Source organism: Psychromonas sp. L1A2, from assembly GCF_009828855.1.
In the GTDB taxonomy this organism is placed as follows: domain Bacteria; phylum Pseudomonadota; class Gammaproteobacteria; order Enterobacterales; family Psychromonadaceae; genus Psychromonas.
Window position 1 is genome coordinate 178,896 of sequence record NZ_WUAG01000002.1, and the last position, 18,966, is coordinate 197,861.

General features: G+C 37.5%; 16 protein-coding genes and 1 pseudogene. 9 read left to right on the forward strand and 8 right to left on the reverse strand.

What is annotated here, in order from left to right:
• Window positions 1–257 precede the first annotated feature (257 nt).
• From galU to rnm, 4 genes are all read right to left on the reverse strand, one after another.
• Window positions 258–1,085: a UTP--glucose-1-phosphate uridylyltransferase GalU gene (gene galU / locus GQR59_RS11300; protein WP_160062813.1), complete on the reverse strand. Its 828-nt coding sequence runs from the start codon at window positions 1,083–1,085 to the stop codon at window positions 258–260.
• A 98-nt stretch (window positions 1,086–1,183) separates the two neighbouring features.
• Window positions 1,184–2,056, reverse strand: coding sequence for a 23S rRNA pseudouridine(2605) synthase RluB (rluB, locus tag GQR59_RS11305; protein WP_160062815.1), 873 nt, complete (start codon window positions 2,054–2,056; stop codon window positions 1,184–1,186).
• A gap of 171 nt (window positions 2,057–2,227) precedes the next feature.
• The gene (locus tag GQR59_RS11310) at window positions 2,228–2,848 is read right to left on the reverse strand and encodes an L-threonylcarbamoyladenylate synthase (protein WP_025562718.1); all 621 of its coding nucleotides are present in this window, start codon (window positions 2,846–2,848) and stop codon (window positions 2,228–2,230) included.
• A gap of 59 nt (window positions 2,849–2,907) precedes the next feature.
• Window positions 2,908–3,753, reverse strand: coding sequence for an RNase RNM (gene rnm / locus GQR59_RS11315; RefSeq protein WP_160062817.1), 846 nt, complete (start codon window positions 3,751–3,753; stop codon window positions 2,908–2,910).
• Window positions 3,754–4,089: 336 nt separating this feature from the next.
• Between rnm and GQR59_RS11320 the strand changes: the two genes are divergently transcribed.
• The 7 genes from GQR59_RS11320 (at window position 4,090) to GQR59_RS11350 (ending at window position 11,486) form a co-directional block, all read left to right on the forward strand.
• Window positions 4,090–5,724 (forward strand): anthranilate synthase component 1, encoded by a 1,635-nt coding sequence (locus GQR59_RS11320; RefSeq protein ID WP_160062819.1) that lies wholly within the window; start codon window positions 4,090–4,092, stop codon window positions 5,722–5,724.
• Window positions 5,725–5,728: 4 nt separating this feature from the next.
• On the forward strand, window positions 5,729–6,358 hold the full coding sequence (locus GQR59_RS11325) for an anthranilate synthase component II (RefSeq protein ID WP_160062821.1): 630 nt from the start codon (window positions 5,729–5,731) through the stop codon (window positions 6,356–6,358).
• Complete coding sequence (gene trpD, locus GQR59_RS11330; RefSeq protein WP_160062823.1) at window positions 6,358–7,380, forward strand: anthranilate phosphoribosyltransferase; 1,023 nt, start codon at window positions 6,358–6,360, stop codon at window positions 7,378–7,380. The genes GQR59_RS11325 and trpD overlap by 1 nt, the downstream gene beginning before the upstream one ends.
• Window positions 7,373–8,794, forward strand: coding sequence for a bifunctional indole-3-glycerol-phosphate synthase TrpC/phosphoribosylanthranilate isomerase TrpF (gene trpCF / locus GQR59_RS11335; protein ID WP_160062825.1), 1,422 nt, complete (start codon window positions 7,373–7,375; stop codon window positions 8,792–8,794). Before trpD ends, trpCF begins: the two co-directional genes overlap by 8 nt.
• A gap of 83 nt (window positions 8,795–8,877) precedes the next feature.
• Window positions 8,878–10,065, forward strand: coding sequence for a tryptophan synthase subunit beta (gene trpB / locus GQR59_RS11340; protein WP_160062827.1), 1,188 nt, complete (start codon window positions 8,878–8,880; stop codon window positions 10,063–10,065).
• Window positions 10,065–10,889, forward strand: coding sequence for a tryptophan synthase subunit alpha (trpA, locus tag GQR59_RS11345; RefSeq protein WP_160062829.1), 825 nt, complete (start codon window positions 10,065–10,067; stop codon window positions 10,887–10,889). Before trpB ends, trpA begins: the two co-directional genes overlap by 1 nt.
• A gap of 27 nt (window positions 10,890–10,916) precedes the next feature.
• A complete protein-coding gene (locus GQR59_RS11350) occupies window positions 10,917–11,486 on the forward strand; it encodes a septation protein A (RefSeq protein WP_160062831.1) in 570 nt (189 codons plus the stop codon).
• A gap of 134 nt (window positions 11,487–11,620) precedes the next feature.
• On the opposite strand, the pseudogene GQR59_RS11355 reads toward GQR59_RS11350, so the two are convergent.
• Together GQR59_RS11355 and GQR59_RS11360 are read right to left on the reverse strand one after the other, a co-directional pair.
• Window positions 11,621–11,923, reverse strand: a pseudogene (locus tag GQR59_RS11355) (SDR family oxidoreductase); the annotation flags it as partial.
• 147 nt (window positions 11,924–12,070) lie between these two features.
• Window positions 12,071–12,532 (reverse strand): SDR family NAD(P)-dependent oxidoreductase, encoded by a 462-nt coding sequence (locus GQR59_RS11360; RefSeq protein WP_328600622.1) that lies wholly within the window; start codon window positions 12,530–12,532, stop codon window positions 12,071–12,073.
• A gap of 617 nt (window positions 12,533–13,149) precedes the next feature.
• Here GQR59_RS11360 and GQR59_RS11365 point away from each other — a divergent pair.
• Together GQR59_RS11365 and alr are read left to right on the forward strand one after the other, a co-directional pair.
• Window positions 13,150–14,409, forward strand: a complete 1,260-nt coding sequence (locus GQR59_RS11365; RefSeq protein ID WP_160062835.1) for a D-amino acid dehydrogenase — start codon at window positions 13,150–13,152, stop codon at window positions 14,407–14,409.
• Between the two features lie 9 nt (window positions 14,410–14,418).
• Complete coding sequence (alr, locus tag GQR59_RS11370) at window positions 14,419–15,501, forward strand: alanine racemase (RefSeq protein WP_160062837.1); 1,083 nt, start codon at window positions 14,419–14,421, stop codon at window positions 15,499–15,501.
• Between the two features lie 197 nt (window positions 15,502–15,698).
• On the opposite strand, the gene GQR59_RS11375 is transcribed toward alr, so the two are convergent.
• Both GQR59_RS11375 and dapD read right to left on the reverse strand, forming a co-directional pair.
• Window positions 15,699–17,168 carry an HD domain-containing phosphohydrolase gene (locus GQR59_RS11375; protein ID WP_160062839.1) on the reverse strand — a complete coding sequence of 490 codons (1,470 nt, stop codon included), beginning with the start codon at window positions 17,166–17,168 and terminating at the stop codon, window positions 15,699–15,701.
• 607 nt (window positions 17,169–17,775) lie between these two features.
• Complete coding sequence (dapD, locus tag GQR59_RS11380; protein ID WP_160062841.1) at window positions 17,776–18,804, reverse strand: 2,3,4,5-tetrahydropyridine-2,6-dicarboxylate N-succinyltransferase; 1,029 nt, start codon at window positions 18,802–18,804, stop codon at window positions 17,776–17,778.
• Window positions 18,805–18,966 lie beyond the last annotated feature (162 nt).

Sequence of the window (18,966 nt, forward strand, 5' to 3'; positions counted from 1 at the left end):
AATAAACGTCTTTTATCTAACCTTATTTTCCCTTCGAGTCTTCATGGTTAATTCGTCTTTTTATTTAAAAAGGTTTCAAAAATAAAAAACGACCACGAAGCCGCTGCGCTGTACGAAGAACACGAAGGAAGATAAGCAAAAATAACAAGCAATCACTAAATCGCCTTAATATATAAAAAAGGCAAAAAAAAACCGTTCGGTTAGTGAACTGTTTTAGATAAATAAGCGATTGCACTTATCACTTGAATTCAAGATGCTTATTCTTCGTATAAATTTTCATAAACAAAATTTGTCGCTTCTATGTAACCAGGTACACTACCGCAATCAAAACGTTTACCTTTGAATTTATAAGCCAATACACAACCAGATTTAGCTTGTGCTAATAGCGCATCGGTAATTTGTATTTCACCTGCTTTGCCTGGTTTTGTGTTTTTCAAAATATCAAAGATATCTGGAGTTAAAATATAACGGCCAATAATGGCAAGGTTACTTGGTGCTGTACCTGGCGCTGGTTTCTCAACCATATCATCAACACGATAAATATCATCTCTGATAACAGAACCTTTGATTACACCATATTTATGAATTTCATCTTCAGGCACTTCTTCAACAGCAACAATTGAACAACGGAATTGTTCATATAAAGCAACCATCTGCTTTAATACGCCATCACCTTCTTGATTAATACACAAGTCATCAGCTAATACGACAGCAAATGGTTGATCGCCGATCAACTCTTGACCTACCAAAATAGCATGCCCTAAACCTTTCATCTGACGTTGACGGATGAAAGAGAACGTTGCTGTATCCATAATTTTACGAATATCTTTTAACTTTTCTTCTTTTGGCGTGCCACTGATTTCTTTTTCTAATTCATAGTTATGGTCAAAATGATCAGAGATAGAATGCTTACCTCGTCCAACCACAATACCCATACCCGTCATGCCAGCTTCAATTGCTTCATCAACCCCAAATTCAATCAAAGGTTTGTTAACAAGCGGCATCATCTCTTTTGGCATAGACTTAGTTGCAGGAAGAAAACGCGTACCGTAACCTGCTGCTGGAAATAAACATTTTTTAATCATAATCCCTCACTTAATGAATACATTTACTTGATTTAAATCTACTTTATCACTCTTTTATGGATAAAACACCTAACATAATAGCGTGATAATTTAAAAACCTAGCTTCTTGTTCGAGTAACACGACGACGTTCGCCGGCTTTACGATGTTGATTATGTTTCTTAACCGCACGACGAATTCTCGCTTGAGGGTTAGTCACTTTATTGGTTTCAACACGGACTTTAGTCTCTGTTTCACGTGGCATGTCCACTAATTTACGTAAATAATTTACTTCTTTTAATGTGAGTTCCTGCCAACCGCCCTGTGGTAATTGATTATTTAGAATAATATTACCGTAACGCACACGCATTAAACGGCTAACCTGAAGACCTTGGCTTTCCCATAAACGACGTACTTCACGAGTACGACCTTCAGTCAATACAACATGGAACCAACGGTTAATACCTTCGCCGCCATGTTCTTTAATATCTAAGAATTTTGCTTCACCATCTTCAAGTTGCACGCCCATGCGTAAACGGTTTAGAATAGCTTCTGTTACATCACCAAAAACACGTACAGCATATTCACGTTCAACTTGCTGACTTGGGTGCATCATTTTATTAGCGAATTCACCATCTGTTGTAAACAGTAATAACCCTGATGTATTAATATCCAAACGACCGATAGAGATCCAACGTGAACCTTTTAAGACAGGTAAACGATCAAATACGGTTTTACGCCCTTCTTCATCACTACGAGTACAAACTTCACCTTCTGGTTTGTTGTAAGCTAAAATACGACATACAACACTCTCTGCTGCTTGGTATTTTACAACATGTCCATCAACACGAATAACTTGTTCTTGTGTTACGCGTTCACCTAACTCAACAATTTTACCATCAAGACTTACACGTCCTTCTGCAATCACTGTTTCCATTTTACGGCGAGAACCTAATCCAGCACGGGCTAATACTTTTTGTAATTTTTCACTCATTTTCTTTTCCTTTGGGTAATTCACATTATGCCAACTGCACTTTTTACTACGCTAAACATAAAAGCGACTGTGCATACATTTTCATTTTTGTTACTTACTTTGCTAACGGTGTTGCTAGCGACTTATCTAGAAATGACCATTCAATCTTAAATTAAACAGTTTTTTCAATTTTTATTGGAATGGGCTTAAATCGCCCGCTCCTTCTCTGACGATAACGACTTCATCATCAGATAAATCAATCACGGTCGTTGGTGACTCCCCGAGATATCCACCATTAAGAATCAAATCAACTTGATTCTCTAATAGGTCTCTAATCTCTTCAGGATCAAATTCTGTACTGGTTTTGCCAGGTAAAATAAGACTGGTTGTCATTAACGGCGTTGTTAACTCTTCTAATAACGCTAATGCAATTGCATTATCTGGAATACGAATACCAATAGTACGTTTGCTTGGGTTCATTAAACGTTTAGGTAAATCTTTAGTCGATTTAAAAATAAAGGTATACGGCCCAGGCGTATTACTTTTCAACATACGATAAGCACTATTATCAACGCGTGCGTAGACTGCAATTTCAGCAAGATCTTTACACACTAACGTGAAATTATGCTTCTTATCTATTTTTCTTATATGGCAAATACGTTCTAACGCATTTTTATCATCGATTGCACAACCTAATGCATAACCAGAATCGGTAGGATAAATAATTACTCCACCTTTCTCGATTATTTCAGCAGCCTGTTTCATCAAACGCTTTTGTGGGTTTTCAGGGTGAACATAAAAAAACTGACTCATAATTCTCTTCTACTGTTAATGATGGCTGTGCTTATCTTTTATAAAAATACGTTACTTAATCAAGCCGATTGGCAAGCAGGCCAATTATGCCAAATTGGCTGGCAAATATCAGGTAAAAATAAACTTTTTCCTAAATCACGCCAACGTCCAACAAAATGAAAGTCACTCCCCTGTGAAGCCATTAAGCCATATTCTTTACTCCACATCCCTAGTTGTAAGCGCATTTGTGGTGATTGCTGTCCGATAGCCACTTCCATTGCATCGCCATCGGCGGCTTTAAAGGTGATTAATAATTTTCTTAACCATTTATTCGATAAGCTGTAAGCATCTGGGTGAGCGAGTATTGCTTGACCACCAGCGGCATGAATGACAGCTATCGCATCAGCTAAATCGACCCAATCATGAGGAACATAACCGGTATTACCACGGCTTAAGTATTTATCGAATACTTTAGGGAAAGTAGGAGCAACACCAATCTCAACGAGATACCGAGCAAAATGAGCTCGTGTAATGGCACCATCACCCGCTAAGGCCTTTGCCCCTTCATAGACATTCTCTATATTAGCTTTCGCTAAACGTCTGCCCATTTCAATAGCACGCTGCTCACGTTTATCTTTCTGAATTTCAATTAACTCGACTAATGCAGGATGTGTAGGATCGATATTTAATCCAACCACATGGATTTCGTGATTCAACCAATTAGTGGTCACTTCAATACCATTAATTAATTGCAGTTTTAAATCATTGTCTTGAATATACTGTGTCGCTTCAACTAATCCATCGACCGTGTCGTGATCAGTAATGGCTAATAAATGAACTTGTCTGTTTTCAGCACGTTGCACTAATTCGCTGGGTGTGAGTTGTCCATCTGAGGCTTTCGTGTGAGAATGAAGATCGATTAACATGAATATCCTAAAAATAACCTTGACATTAGGACCAGAATGCAAAAAAATAAGTCCTAATTAATACGGGACGCATAATATATGATTTTTAATACAATTACTCTTAAAGATTCTTGGTGGCACTCATTCTCATAAGCGAGCAATGAGGTTTTTGTATATTTAATTTTCCCAGAAAACCAATTTTAAAGCTCGCATATTGCGGGCTTTTTTCATATTTGGAACAAACAAAAAATAAACAGGTAGGCGACAATGACCATTTTATACACAGTCTTTAATTGGCGATGGCAAATAAAACAACAATAAAACCCATTTGCTCATAATATTATTAAGGACTTAAACATGAATACTCTACACCCAATTGGCGTATTAAAAACCATTGAAGCACCCTGCAGTTACATCCAAGATTCACTAGGATTATTTCAACAAATCAGTGCAGATAGCGACCATCATTTACTGTTCGACTCAGCAGAGATTGAAAGTAAAGAACACTTAAAAAGTTTGCTACTGGTTGATGCCTGTTTGAAACTGACTTGCCACGGTTTAGTGGTCACACTAGAAGCATTAACCGATAACGGTAAAGATCTTCTCACCTTCATTGCACCAAAATTTTCAACACAGCTCATTACTGGTCAAACACCAAGCCAATTACAACTCACTTTCCCACAATCTGATACTAGTGGCGACGAGGACCAGCGTTTAAAATCAGCTTCTCCGATGGATGCCATACGTTGTTTAGTTGACCGTATCAAAAAACGCTCTGCACATTCAGAAGCTTTATTTTTAGGCGGTGTATTTGCCTATGACTTTATTGCTACTTTTGAACAATTAATAGAAGTGCCTGATGGTGAAAACACCACACCCGACTATGTTTTTTATGTAGCAGAAACATTAATGATTCACGATCATCAAACTCAACAAGGTGAAATATTAGGCAGCATTTTTGGTGGGTTATATTCAGATGAAAGCGAACTTAGAATTACCCAGCGCATTACTGAATTACAAGGCCTATGTGATAACTTCATCGCTCCAATTAATCAGCAAATAACCATTGATGCTAAGGTCTCAGTTGATGTATCAGATGCTGAATATTGTGCCATTGTAGAACAACTTAAAACCAATATTGTTAAAGGTGACATTTTCCAAGTGGTACCTTCTCGTAGCTTCTCTTTACCTTGTCCAGACCCAATTTCAGCTTACCAAAAACTAAAAGAAACCAACCCAAGTCCTTATATGTTTTATTTAAAGGACAGTGATTTCATCTTATTTGGAGCCTCACCAGAGAGCGCAATTAAATTTACACAAGAAACACAAGATGTTGAAATTTACCCTATCGCAGGCACGCGTCGCCGTGGTTTTAATAAAGATGGCACTATTAATAAAGATTTAGATGGTCGCTTAGAATTAGAGTTACGTTTAGATAAAAAAGAAACTTCTGAACATCTTATGTTAGTTGATTTAGCACGTAATGATGTTGCACGTATTAGTGAACCTGGTACACGCCACGTTGCTGAACTATTACAAGTTGACCGTTACAGTCATGTTATGCACTTGGTGTCACGTGTTGTAGGTAAATTACGCAGTGACTTAGATGCGCTACACGCTTACCAAGCTTGTATGAACATGGGTACATTAGTAGGCGCACCAAAAATAAGTGCTTCAAATCTCGTCCGAAAAGTAGAGAAAAAGCGTCGAGGTAGTTATGGCGGCGCCGTTGGTTACATTAACGGCAATGGTGATATGGATAGCTGTATCGTTATTCGCTCTGCTTTTGTAAAAGATGGTATTGCACAAGCACAAGCAGGTGCAGGTGTTGTTTATGATTCAGTCCCTCAGCTTGAGGCAGATGAAACACGAAGCAAAGCCGCTGCTGTATTAAATGCAGTCGCATTAGCTCACGGAACAACGTTAGCTAACGTAACGTCAACTAAAGTAACGTCAGCAGTTAACGACACTGCCGCTAAGCAAGGAGAATAAGGTCATGACAACTCAAACTAATAAAATCAACCAAACGCCTAAAGCGACCTTATTTTTTCTTGATAACTTTGACTCATTTACTTACAACTTAGTGGATCAATTTAAAACCGCAGGTTATCCCGTTAAGATTTATCGTAATAATCAGAGCGCAGAACAAATTAAAGCACACATTGATGCTTGTGAAGGTGAAGTTGTTTTAGTGTTATCACCAGGTCCAGGAACACCAAGTGCTGCTGGTTGTATGATCGATTTAATCACCTTATGTAAAGGCCAAGTACCTATTTTAGGAATATGTTTAGGCCATCAAGCATTAATAGAACAATATGGTGGAGTTGTTGGCCAAGCAGATGAAATACAACATGGCAAATCATCTTTAATTGAACACTGTGCTGACAAAATGTTCACTGGATTATCACAACCACTTTCTGTGGCACGTTATCATTCTTTAGTGGGCACATCAGTTCCCGCTTCACTGGAAATCGTGGCACAATATAACGGTATGTGTATGTCGATTTACCACCAACAAGATAAGGTGATCGGTTTTCAATTTCATCCTGAATCCATTTTAACTTGTGAAGGTGCACAGCTTTTAGAAAACAGTCTCAACTTACTGACTGAAACGGAGAATAAATAATGAGCCAATATGATGTACAACCGACCTTAGAAAAGCTTTATCAAGGTGAAGGGCTCAGCGAGCAACAAAGTCAGGCCTTTTTTGAACAAGTTGTTTCAGGCGAAATCGATCCCATCGTATTAGGGTCAGTCTTAACGGCACTAAAAATAAAAGGTGAAACACCGACTGAAATAACAGGGGCAGCCAAAGCACTCTTAGCGCAAGCTAAAAAGTTTCCGCGTCCTGATTATCCTTTTACAGATATCGTTGGCACAGGCGGAGATGGTCTAGGCACCATTAACATTTCAACAGCGAGCGCATTTGTCGCAGCAGCCTGTGGTGTTAAAGTCTGTAAACACGGCAGCCGTAGTGTTTCAAGCAAATCTGGCTCTTCTGATTTATTAGCGGCTTTTGGCATTAACTTAGATATGTCACCAGAAACAGCACGCCAATGTTTAGACGACTTAAATGTCTGTTTCATTTTTGCACCCAATTACCACGCAGGAATGCGTTTTGCAGCGCCCGTTCGAGCAGCATTAAAAACACGTTCAATATTCAATGTGCTCGGTCCATTGGTTAATCCGGCGCGTCCTGATTTTGAATTGATGGGCGTTTATGCACCAGAATTATTACTACCCATTGCAAAAGTACACCAACAATTAGGCATGAAACGTGTCATGGTCGTGTATGGCAGTGGTTTAGATGAAGTGGCTTTACATGGTAGCACTCAGGTCGCTGAATTACATAACGATGAAATAACAGAGTACACGTTAACACCGGAAGACTTCGGCGTTGATTACTACCCTGTTGAAAGTATTTTTGGTGGTACACCAGAAGAGAATAAAGTCATCATTGAACAAATTTTACAAGGTAAAGGTACGGCTGCTCAACAAGCGGCTGTAGCAATTAACGTATCTGCACTATTAGTACTAAATGGTAAAGCAGATAACTTTAAACAAGGTACAGCAATGGCATTAGCAAGCATGCAATCAGGTCAACCTCTCTCACTATTAAAACAACTTGCGGAGCAAAGCAATGCTTAACGATCAAAGTTTACAAGATACTATTTTAGGCAAAATTGTTGATGACAAGTTGCTATGGGTTGAAGAAAGAAAACAACAGCAACCTTTAATTAAATTTAAAGACGAACTAGTAGAAAGCGATCGCCACTTTTACCAAGCACTAGATCAAGACAAAAGCGTCTTTATTCTTGAATGTAAAAAAGCCTCTCCGTCAAAAGGCCTAATACGTGAAGATTTCGATTTAGACTTAATAGCAGGCGTTTATAAAAACTACGCATCGGCTATTTCAGTATTGACCGATACAAAGTACTTTCAAGGCGACTTTGAGTACATTAATAAAGTACGTGAGCAAGTTACTCAACCTGTTATCTGTAAAGATTTCATTGTTGACCCTTACCAAATTTACTTAGCACGTTATTACAAAGCAGATGCAATTTTACTGATGTTGTCAGTATTAGATGATGACGCTTACCAAGCTTATCGTGATACGGCACACAGCTTAAATATGGGCGTATTAACTGAAGTTAGTAATGAACATGAATTGGTTCGAGCAATAGCACTCAACGCTAAAGTAATTGGCATTAACAATAGAGACTTACGTGATCTTAGTATCGATTTAAACCGTACTAAAGAGCTAGCAGTAAAAATCCCTGCAGACCGTATCGTCATTTCGGAATCAGGCATTTACAACCACCAGCAAGTGAAAGAACTAAGTCAATTTGCGAATGGATTTTTAGTCGGTAGCTCTATTATGTCTCAACCCAATATTGACCGAGCTTGTAGACAACTTATTTTAGGCGAAAACAAAGTGTGTGGCTTAACTCATGCACGTGATGCAGCAGACGTTCATAAAGCAGGTGCAGTCTATGGCGGCTTAATTTTTGTTGAAAAATCACCTCGTTTTGTTGCATTGGAACAAGCTCGTTTAGTCATGCTAGGCGCACCACTAATGTACGTTGGCGTTTTTCAAAATGAAGAGATAGAGTTAATTGCCTATACCGCTAAAAGCCTAGGATTAAGCGCAGTGCAATTACATGGTGATGAAACACCAAAATATATTAAAGAATTGTTAACAGTACTACCTAAAAACTGTGAAATTTGGAAAGCACACGGAATCAGTGATAGCTTGCCAGAATTTGAAAAATATAATGTCAGTAAACATATATTAGATACGCGTGTTGGCACACAAAGTGGTGGAACAGGTAAAGTATTTGATTGGTCACTGCTTACTGCACAACAAGATAAATTACTCGATATTGATAAAAGTAAAATCATATTAGCCGGTGGTTTAACACCTGAAAATGCACAACAAGCAGCGTTAATAGGCTGTGCAGGATTAGACTTTAATTCAGGTGTGGAATCTGCCCCAGGTAAAAAAGACGCAGACAAATTAAATCGTAGTTTCTCAGCAATACGTCGTTACATGAAACGATAGGCATGAAGCGATAGTCATGAAGACATAAGCATGGCTCATAGTAAGAAACATACAGTAATAAACGCATTATAAGGTAAAAAAACATGAAAACGTTAGACGCTTATTTTGGTGACTTTGGTGGTATGTACGTACCACAAATATTGGTCCCAGCATTACAACAACTAGAAGCTGAATTTTTAAAAGCACAAACAGACGATGCTTTTAATGCTGAATTACAAGAGTTATTAACTGAGTATGCTGGCCGCCCTACTCCATTAACGTTATGCCGTAATTTAACCAAAGGTAAAAAAACAAAACTCTACCTTAAACGTGAGGATTTATTACACGGTGGTGCACATAAAACGAACCAAGTTTTAGGCCAAGCTTTATTAGCTAAACGCATGGGTAAAACAGAAATCATCGCAGAAACGGGCGCAGGTCAACACGGTGTTGCAACGGCGTTAGCTTGTGCATTACTAGGGCTAAAATGCCGTATTTACATGGGCGCAGTAGATTGTGAACGCCAAAAGCCAAACATGTTTAGAATGCGCTTAATGGGCGCAGAAGTTATTCAAGTAACATCGGGTTCTGCAACCTTAAAAGACGCTTGTAATGAAGCATTGCGTGACTGGGCTGGTAGTTACGATACATCACATTATTTATTAGGCACTGCAGCTGGCCCTCACCCATTCCCAACAATTGTGCGTGAATATCAAAAAGTGATTGGTGAAGAAGCAAAAATTCAATGTCTACGTAAAGAAGGTATTTTGCCTGACAAAATCATTGCTTGTGTTGGTGGTGGCTCAAATGCTATTGGTATTTTCAGCGACTTTATTGATGACGAAGGGGTTGAGTTGATTGGTGTTGAACCAGGAGGCCACGGTATTGAAACAGGTGAGCATGGCTGTCCTATTGCGTGTGGTACTGACGGCATCTTCTTCGGTATGAAATCATTAATGATGCAAGATGAACAAGGTCAAATTCAAGAGTCATATTCAATTTCAGCGGGGCTTGATTTTCCATCTGTTGGACCTCAACACGCTCATTTAGCAAAAACAGGTCGAGCACAGTATGTGAACGCTACTGATGATGAAGCGTTAATGGCATTTAAAGCACTCGCGGAACAAGAAGGTATCATCCCAGCTTTAGAGTCTGCCCATGCAATAGCACACGCACTAAAAATTATTGAACAAGATGATAAAGAACAAGTGATTATTGTTAATCTATCTGGACGAGGTGATAAAGATATCTTCACTGTCGCTGATATTTTCGAAAAAAGAGGTCTAATCTAATGGCACATGATCTACAGACACAGCGTTATGCACAATTATTTGAACGTTTAGCCGCTAAAAATGAAGGGGCATTTGTTCCTTTTGTAACTATTGGCGATCCAAACCGTGATCAATCTTTAAGTATCATCAAGACACTTGTCGAAGCGGGTGCAGATGCTTTAGAGTTAGGTATTCCATTTTCGGATCCAGTGGCTGACGGTACTGTTATTCAAGATGCATCAATTCGCGCATTAGAAGCAGGCACAACACCGCAGGTTTGTTTTGAAATCATTAAAGAAGTTCGTGCTGAATACCCTGAAGTGCCAATTGGTTTATTGTTATATGTAAACTTGGTGTTTCGTAACGGTATTGAAAACTTTTACCAACGTTGCAAAGAAGCAGGTGTTGATTCTATTTTAATCGCAGACGTACCTCTACACGAAAGTGCACCGTATCGAGCAGCCGCTGAAAAATTTGGTTTACAACAAATATTTATTGCACCGCCTAATGGCGATAAAGCAACATTAAAACAAGTAGCAGAATACGGACAAGGTTACACTTATCTACTAAGCCGTGCAGGTGTGACTGGCGCTGATGCAAAAGCAGGTATGCCTGTTGAACATATGCTTGAAACATTAGGTGAGTATAATGCTCCACCTTCATTGTTAGGGTTTGGTATTTCACAACCAGAGCAAGTTGCGAATGCTATTAAATCTGGTGCAGCGGGTGCTATTTCAGGCTCAGCAGTGGTTAAAGTGATTGAACGTAACCTTGATAACCCAGATAAAATGAAAGCCGAAATGTCTGACTTTATCAGCGCAATGAAAGCAGCAACGATTAAATAACCTATTCACTTTAAAGAAGAGAGTTTCATGAAACAATTGCTTGAATTTATACCGTTAATAATCTTTTTTGCCGTTTATAAAATGGTCGACATTTATGCGGCAACAGGATCATTAATCGTAACCACAGGTTTATTACTTGCTTATAACTATTTTAAGCACCGTAAAGTTGAAAAAATGCAAGTAATTACCTTTATAATGGTTTTTGTGTTCGGTACATTAACATTGATCTTACACGATGATGTGTTTATCAAATGGAAAGTCACCTTCATCTATGCATTGTTTGCAGTTGCACTGTTAGCAAGTCAATTCATCTTTAAAAAGCCAATCATTAAACAGATGCTAGGTAAAGAAATCACCTTGCCTGATAAAGTCTGGAGTAATTTAAATATTGCTTGGGCTCTTTTCTTTATTGCACTTAGTTTACTTAATATCTATGTCGCATTTAGTTTGCCTCAAGAAGTATGGGTAAACTTTAAAGTCTTTGGATTAATGGGAGCGACATTAGTGTTCACCCTATTCAGTGGTGTTTATATTTATAAGTACCTACCAAAAGACAAAGAAAAAACAGAAGTAGAGACTAACAAAGAGTCTGAGTAATATCTCTGGAAACTCTTTAATTATTGTGTAAATAGAAATCCGATGTCGTTAATACATCGGATTTTTTATTTAAAAGCCTCGACATTAACCCTACTCCCTCTTCCTACTTACTTTCCCTATTAACTATTAATCGCCTATTTACCTCCTGCTAAATCAATAAAGGTTCCAGTAATATAAGATGCGTCATGTGATAACAGAAATGCAATTGATGCAGCAACCTCTTCTGGCCGACCACCTTGTTGAAGCGGGATTAAATGTTTAACACGTTCGATACGATCTGCTTCTCCACCGTCAGCGTGCATAGTTGTATCAATAAATCCTGGACGTACACAATTAACGCGAATATTATCTTTCGCCACTTCAAGTGATAACCCGGTGGTTAAAGTATCTATTGCCCCTTTCGATGCAGCATAGTCAACATATTCAAAAGGAGAACCTAATACCAAAAGAATTAATAAGGTGATCATTCTTGCTGGTTAAAATCACCCCTAACTGCGTTGTGAGTTTTGAAGTGAGAACAACTATCTCCTACAACTCACGCCTTATTAGTGTTAATTTTTACTGCGCAATCTCTGATCACTTATTTAATTCCATTGGTATAACCTTGATGCAGCGGAAGAAACATTAACAATTGCCCCGCCATTTTTCATCCGTTTAATCGCTTCTCTGCAACATAAAAAATAGCTGGTTACATTGGTCATTAGTACTTTATTAATTCGTTCAGCTGACATATCAGCAACACGCATCTGCGGTAATAAAACACCTGCATTATTCACTAAATGAGTCACTGAGCCCAAAGTATTATCGAGTGTGTTAAAAAGACGAATAACATCATTTTCATTTGAAACATCGGCTTGTACTGCAATGGCTTTACCGCCTTGTTTTTCGATATCTGACACAACGTGATTGGCTTCCGTTTGATTTGAAATATAATTAACACAAACGGCATAACCTAAATTAGCAAGGTGTTTTGCAGTGGCGGCTCCAATACCTCGAGACCCACCAGTGACTAATACGACCGAATGATTAAGCACTTGAAAAGCCATTTAACGTTCTCCTTGATTATTGTGATTTCGACATCACTTTAACGATGCTATTACCCCATGAAACTTTGAGCTTGAGCTTTGAAACTGATATTGACTTAAATATCTGCCTCTCTGTTATACATCAGAAGCTGTTATTAAAAGCAGGTATCTGCACAAGTTAAAAGTAACTATTAAGTTAAATGGCGCTAAATAATTATTGATAGCTTTAAAGGCAAAGTAAAATCAAACATAGCCGTCTTATGTCATGTCATTTAATATTCAATACTTCATATATAAAGCGAATGTATCGACGTTAGTTATTCGCCCCTAACCATTACCACAAAGTCTCATTTTTATAACGACGCCCCTATCATTAAAGCCTTCTTTAAGTCACCATCAACATAAATAACACAATCTTATTACCTATGTTTATTTAATGTTATTTTACTGTTTCTATTATGATTTTATATTGGTTAAATATTGTCTAAGATTCTAGTTCTACTGCCTTTTATAGATTAAAATACTGATTTTTGTTTTATTACAGCTTTTTATGCTGAAACAATTGTAAATACAATCATTAATAATTGTGAATATCATCTATGATGTATTTTCGAATTGATGATTATTTTGGGATAAAAATGAAAGTTTTAATATTAGGTTCTGGTGTAATAGGCGTAACGAGTGCTTGGTATTTAGCTAAGTCTGGACATGATGTCACTGTAGTTGACAGACAATCGAGTGTTGCTAATGAAACGAGTTTTGCCAATGCCGGTCAAATATCCCCAGGATATTCTGCACCTTGGGCAGCGCCAGGTATTCCAGTTAAAGCAATGAAATGGTTAATGCAAGAACTTGCACCATTAAAAATTAGCATTAAAGATCTAGACACGGAAACGTTAGTTTGGATGACTAAAATGGTCGCAAACTGTAATACTAAAGATTATCACATCAATAAAGCTCGAATGATGAGAGTGGCAGAATATAGCCGAAATTGTTTAAGAGAACTTAGAAAAGAAATTAATATTGAATACAATCATAGAACGCAAGGTACATTGCAAGTATTCCGTACTGAAAGCCAAGTAAAGAGCTCTAAAAAAGACATTGAAGTATTAAAAGAATGTGGTGTTGAACATAAAATACTAACGGCTGAAGACTGTTTAGGTTATGAACCTGCACTTCATCATACGATTGATAAAATCGTAGGTGGCATTCACTTACCAAATGATGAAACAGGCGATTGTCATATGTTCGTTACTGAATTAGCTAAAGCGTGTGAAGGCTTAGGTGTTAAGTTTGTAATGGATACCAACATTGAGAAAATCAATAAGCAAGGTAGCGAAATTGTCAGTGTTTCTACCAGCAAAGGTGAACTTACTGCAGATGCTTATTTAATGGCTTTAGGCTCTTATTCTACGCACATGCTTGCAAACCTTAATATCAGAGTGCCTGTGTACCCTATTAAAGGCTATTCTCTTACTATCCCAATTCAAGACTATTCAGCAGCACCAGAATCAACCGTAATGGATGAAACTTACAAAGTGGCAATCACGCGTTTAGGCGATCGTATTCGAGTTGGTGGAACCGCTGAAATTAGCTCTTATAACTTAGCGTTATTAGAAAAACGTCGTAAAAATATTGAGTTCTCTATTGCGGATTTATTCCCTCATGCAACAGATTTAACTAAAGCTGAATTCTGGACTGGTTTAAGAGCAATGACACCGGATGGCACGCCAATCTTAGGTAAAACAAATATTGATAACTTATTCCTTAATACAGGTCACGGCACACTCGGTTGGACAATGTCTTTAGGTTCAGCAAAATTTGTAAGTGATGTTATTAATGATAAAACACCGGATATTGATGATTCTGGCTTATCAGCTGATCGTTACGCACGTTAGGGGAGACAAATGGCTAGAACAGCAACAGCGATTATTAACTTAAACGCGATTAAACAAAACTATTTACATTCAAAATCACTTGCTGCACCTGCTAAAGCAATTGCAACTATTAAAGCGAATGCTTATGGTCACGGCGCAATTGAAGTCGCTAACGCTTTAACTGATGTAGCGGATGCATTTGGTGTCGCATGTATTGAAGAAGCAATCGAATTGCGTGATGCAGGTATTAAACAACCTATCTTATTATTGGAAGGTTTTTTCACAGCAGACGAATTAGAATACATCAGTGAAAATAATTTATGGTGTGCAATACATAACCAACATCAACTTGATGCATTAAAAGCAGCAAAGCTTAAGCAACCAGTTAATGTTTGGTTAAAAATGGACTCAGGTATGCATCGATTAGGTTTTTTACCTGAAGAATATGCAGATGCGTGGCAACAACTATCTAAGTTAGAGCAAGTTGCTAGTATCACCCACATGAGTCACTTTTCATCTGCTGATGATTTAAGCTCGCCATTAACTAAAAAACAAACAGAGTTGTTTATAAACACGATTGGTGAATTACCTGGTGAAATTAGTATTGCTAATTCATCAGCTGTATTGACAAAAGCTGTCAAAGGTAGAAACCAATGGGTGCGTCCAGGCATTATTATTTATGGTTCATCCCCTATCGACGATGATGAATTAGCGAGCCCTTTAATCCCTGCGATGACATTTAAAGCAAAAGTTATTTCTCAGCGCACGATCAATAAAGATGAAAGTGTTGGTTATAACGGTTTATGGACTGCTAAAACGGCAACAAAAATAGGTACAGTATCAATTGGTTATGCTGATGGATACCCTAGGCATGCAGAAAATGGTACGCCTGTTTTTATCAATGGTAAAAAGAGTCAAATATTAGGTCGTGTTTCAATGGATATGGTTATGGTAGATTTATCCATGTTTGAGCAACAAGACTGCATTGGATTTGATGTGGAGTTATGGGGTGATAACATTTCAGTAACTGAGGTAGCTAACTGCTCAGAAACTATTTCATATTCGTTATTGTGTGGTTTAACACGCCGAGTCAGTAAAACTTACATAAAATAACCTATCATTAATTTAACGTGATTTCTGTTCAATAAATCACGTTAAATTATCTGCACCCTCAACTTTTAACTCACTATCTTTAACAAATCACTTTTATAAAAATACCTACCTTTACACAACTACGTTAAAATAAAATATTCTGTTCGATCTTCAATCTTCAATCTTCAATCTTCAACAAGCACAAATACCTTCGTACTTTATGCCAGCAAATCTTTGGCACTGTCTTGAAAATGAGCGGCAATAGCAACAAACTTATCTTCAATAGCAAGAAACGCTTTTACTACTGCTGGGTCAAAATGCGAACCCTCCCCTTTCATAATAATCTCTTTCGCTTCTTGATGTGAAAAAGCAGGCTTATAGACTCGTTTAGAGATAAGTGCATCGTAGACATCTGCTAAAGCCATTAGTCGTCCAGATAAAGGAATACTTTCCCCTGAGAGTTGATTCGGATAACCTGAACCATTCCATTTTTCATGATGTGATAAGGCAATTTCTTTTGCAATTTCTAAAAATGAACTACTGCCCAACTGCTTTTCTGCTATCGATAAAGCATCGGCACCAATTTGAGCGTGGCCTTTCATTATTTCAAATTCATCGTCGGTTAACTTACCAGGTTTAAGTAATATATTATCAGGGATACCTACTTTACCAACATCATGTAACGGTGCGGACTTATATAACAGTTCGATATAATGAGGGGTTAATAACGCTGAATATACAGTAGATTCACTTAAATTCTCAGCCAATGCTTTAACATATTCTTGTGTACGTAAAATATGTGCACCGGTTTCATTATCGCGAGATTCAGCTAAAGCAGATAAGCTAACTATCGCTACATCCCTTGTTGTTTTCACTTCATTTTGAGCAAACTCAAGACTATCTAACATGCTATTAGTTAATGATGCCGTTGAACCAAACTCATCGTAACTAAAAATAGGCAAACGGGTATTGATATCGCCCTCACTTACCCTTTTTAAGGCGCACTCTTGACTCAGTAAAATTCGTTTAATCACCTTACTCCATAAAAACATAACCGCCATCGCATAACCGGTCACCAAAGCCGCTATATAGATAAGCTCTTTAATCACACTGATTTGACCACTGCCATCCATGACCAGTTCAGGGTTATGCTTTAACCAAAAAATATCTTTTACTGCCACCATAGATAATGCTGCCGTCAGGATCACTAATAAAAGTACCACTAACCAAATCATTTGATTAATTAAAGAACTTCGTTGACCTGATAGTTCAAAATCAAATTGACCACTCAATTCCGTTTCATCCATTTGTGCGAGCTTTGCAGAAAGTTGTAACAGGCAGCCAGTAAAGAACCCAAACAACGCCATTCCAAAAACAATTTTCACATTACTATCTAGCCCAAAGTCATAAACAATATTGTAATAAGCAGCCAAAGGAAGGCTGATGATGAAAAAGCAAAATGTATCTAATTTTATTTGTTTTATCTGTTTGTTTAAGGCGTGATGAGGTAATAAAAAGTGTCGTATTAGCAATAAGATAGAAAAAGTAATTGATACATGAATAACTATTTCACTCATCGTTAAGCTTGCTAAAAAAGGACAAACTCGACCGCCATAAATGCCGAATAAGATAGCAGCGAGAACGTAGAGTTTAAGAGTAAGAGAAGCATTATAGTTAGAGCTGTTCATTGTGCACCTTTTAGTACTTAGATTCATAATATTTCACTTTTATTGAATAGCTAAAATGACTATTACGATGATTTATCACCCATTAAAAGTGACGAATAGTAGGTTGGAGTTTATGTTTAATAAAAAAAATAAAAATACCCTAACAACACTATAGCCAATAATAGGTATTAAAACTAAGCAAATGCTTCTCATTTATTAGTAAATAAACATCAGATAAAATATCAAAGGATAAATAATACCAATCACAATAAATAGCTTATCTATTTTACTTGTTAAAACAGCCCACTTCCTCGTTGTAAATTTCATAAAGGGAACAGCCATTAAAGAATTAACATCTCTTGGTTAATTTTCCGATAGACGATTAACGAAGTTAATCTTCGAAAGGCTCAATTTACGCCTTGAATTGAACTGTTTTTCCTGCACAAAGTTTAGATAACATATTTAATGTAATCGGTATAAGGTAAAAAATAAACGAAAAAATAGGGGGACTATCCTCTTTAAAGTTCGTTCTATAACTTTACAAAGATAGTTAAATAGGTACAAAAAAGGCTACTCAAAGGTAGCCTGAAATGATTTACTTTTTAACTAAAACCAATATAAAAGAGACTTAGTTAGAATGTAACATGCTGTTAAGCTCTACTGCACTTTTATTAACTAGACATTCAACTTGACCAGTTGTTGAGTTACGGCGGAACAATAAATCATCTTTATTAGATAAGTCACGCGCTTTGACAAAACCAGCGTCATTACCTTCATTATCTAACATCTTAACTTTAGATCCAGCCGTTACGTATAAGCCAGACTCAATAGTACAACGATTACCTAATGGGAAACCTAGACCTGCATTTGCGCCTAATAAGCTATTTTCGCCAATCGCAACAACCATTTTTCCGCCGCCAGATAATGTACCCATGATAGAAGCACCACCACCGATATCGCTACCTTCACCAACCATAACACCCGCAGAGATACGACCTTCAACCATGCTTACACCAGTAGTCCCGGCGTTGAAGTTAATAAAGCCTTCATGCATAACCGTTGTCCCTTCGCCAACATGTGCGCCTAAACGTACACGTGATGTGTCAGCAATACGAACACCAGCTGGTACAACGTAATCAACCATTTTAGGGAATTTATCAACACAATCGACTGTGATTGTTTTACCTTTTAAACGCGCTTTCATTTGGCGATCTTTTAATTCAGGTAAGTCGATTGGGCCTTTGTTTGTCCATGCGATGTTATGCAACAAACCAAAAATACCATCTAAGACAACACCGTGTGGCTTAACTAAACGATGAGAGATAAGTTGTAATTTTAAGTAACCTTCAGCCACACTTTGTGGTGCTTCATCAGTTGCTAGAATAACTAACACTAATGGTTGCTTTGATTTAGCGGCAGCAACTGCAAAGTCAGCATTATCTGTATCATCTTCACCGTTAAATGCAGCAGCTAATTGCTCTGCAACGTCTGATTTAATTTCGATGACTTGATTGCCACCTTCATAACCAGTAATAGCAGCAATAGTCGCTACTAAATCTTCATTTGGATTTAAAATTGGGTTTGGAAAAAATGCTTCAATAATTTTTTGGTCACGATTTTTAGTGGCTGTACCAAACGCAAGAGAAAATGTAGACATGTATTAAGCTCCGATTTAAAAGTCTATTAGGTGAAAACACCATAAAATGATTGCTAAAATAATTAGTAGACAATAATAGAGAAGCACTAGAGCAGATGCAAAATTAAAACGTTATAAGCAGAAATTAATTGATATAGATGAGTTTGATATTCATTTATTCTT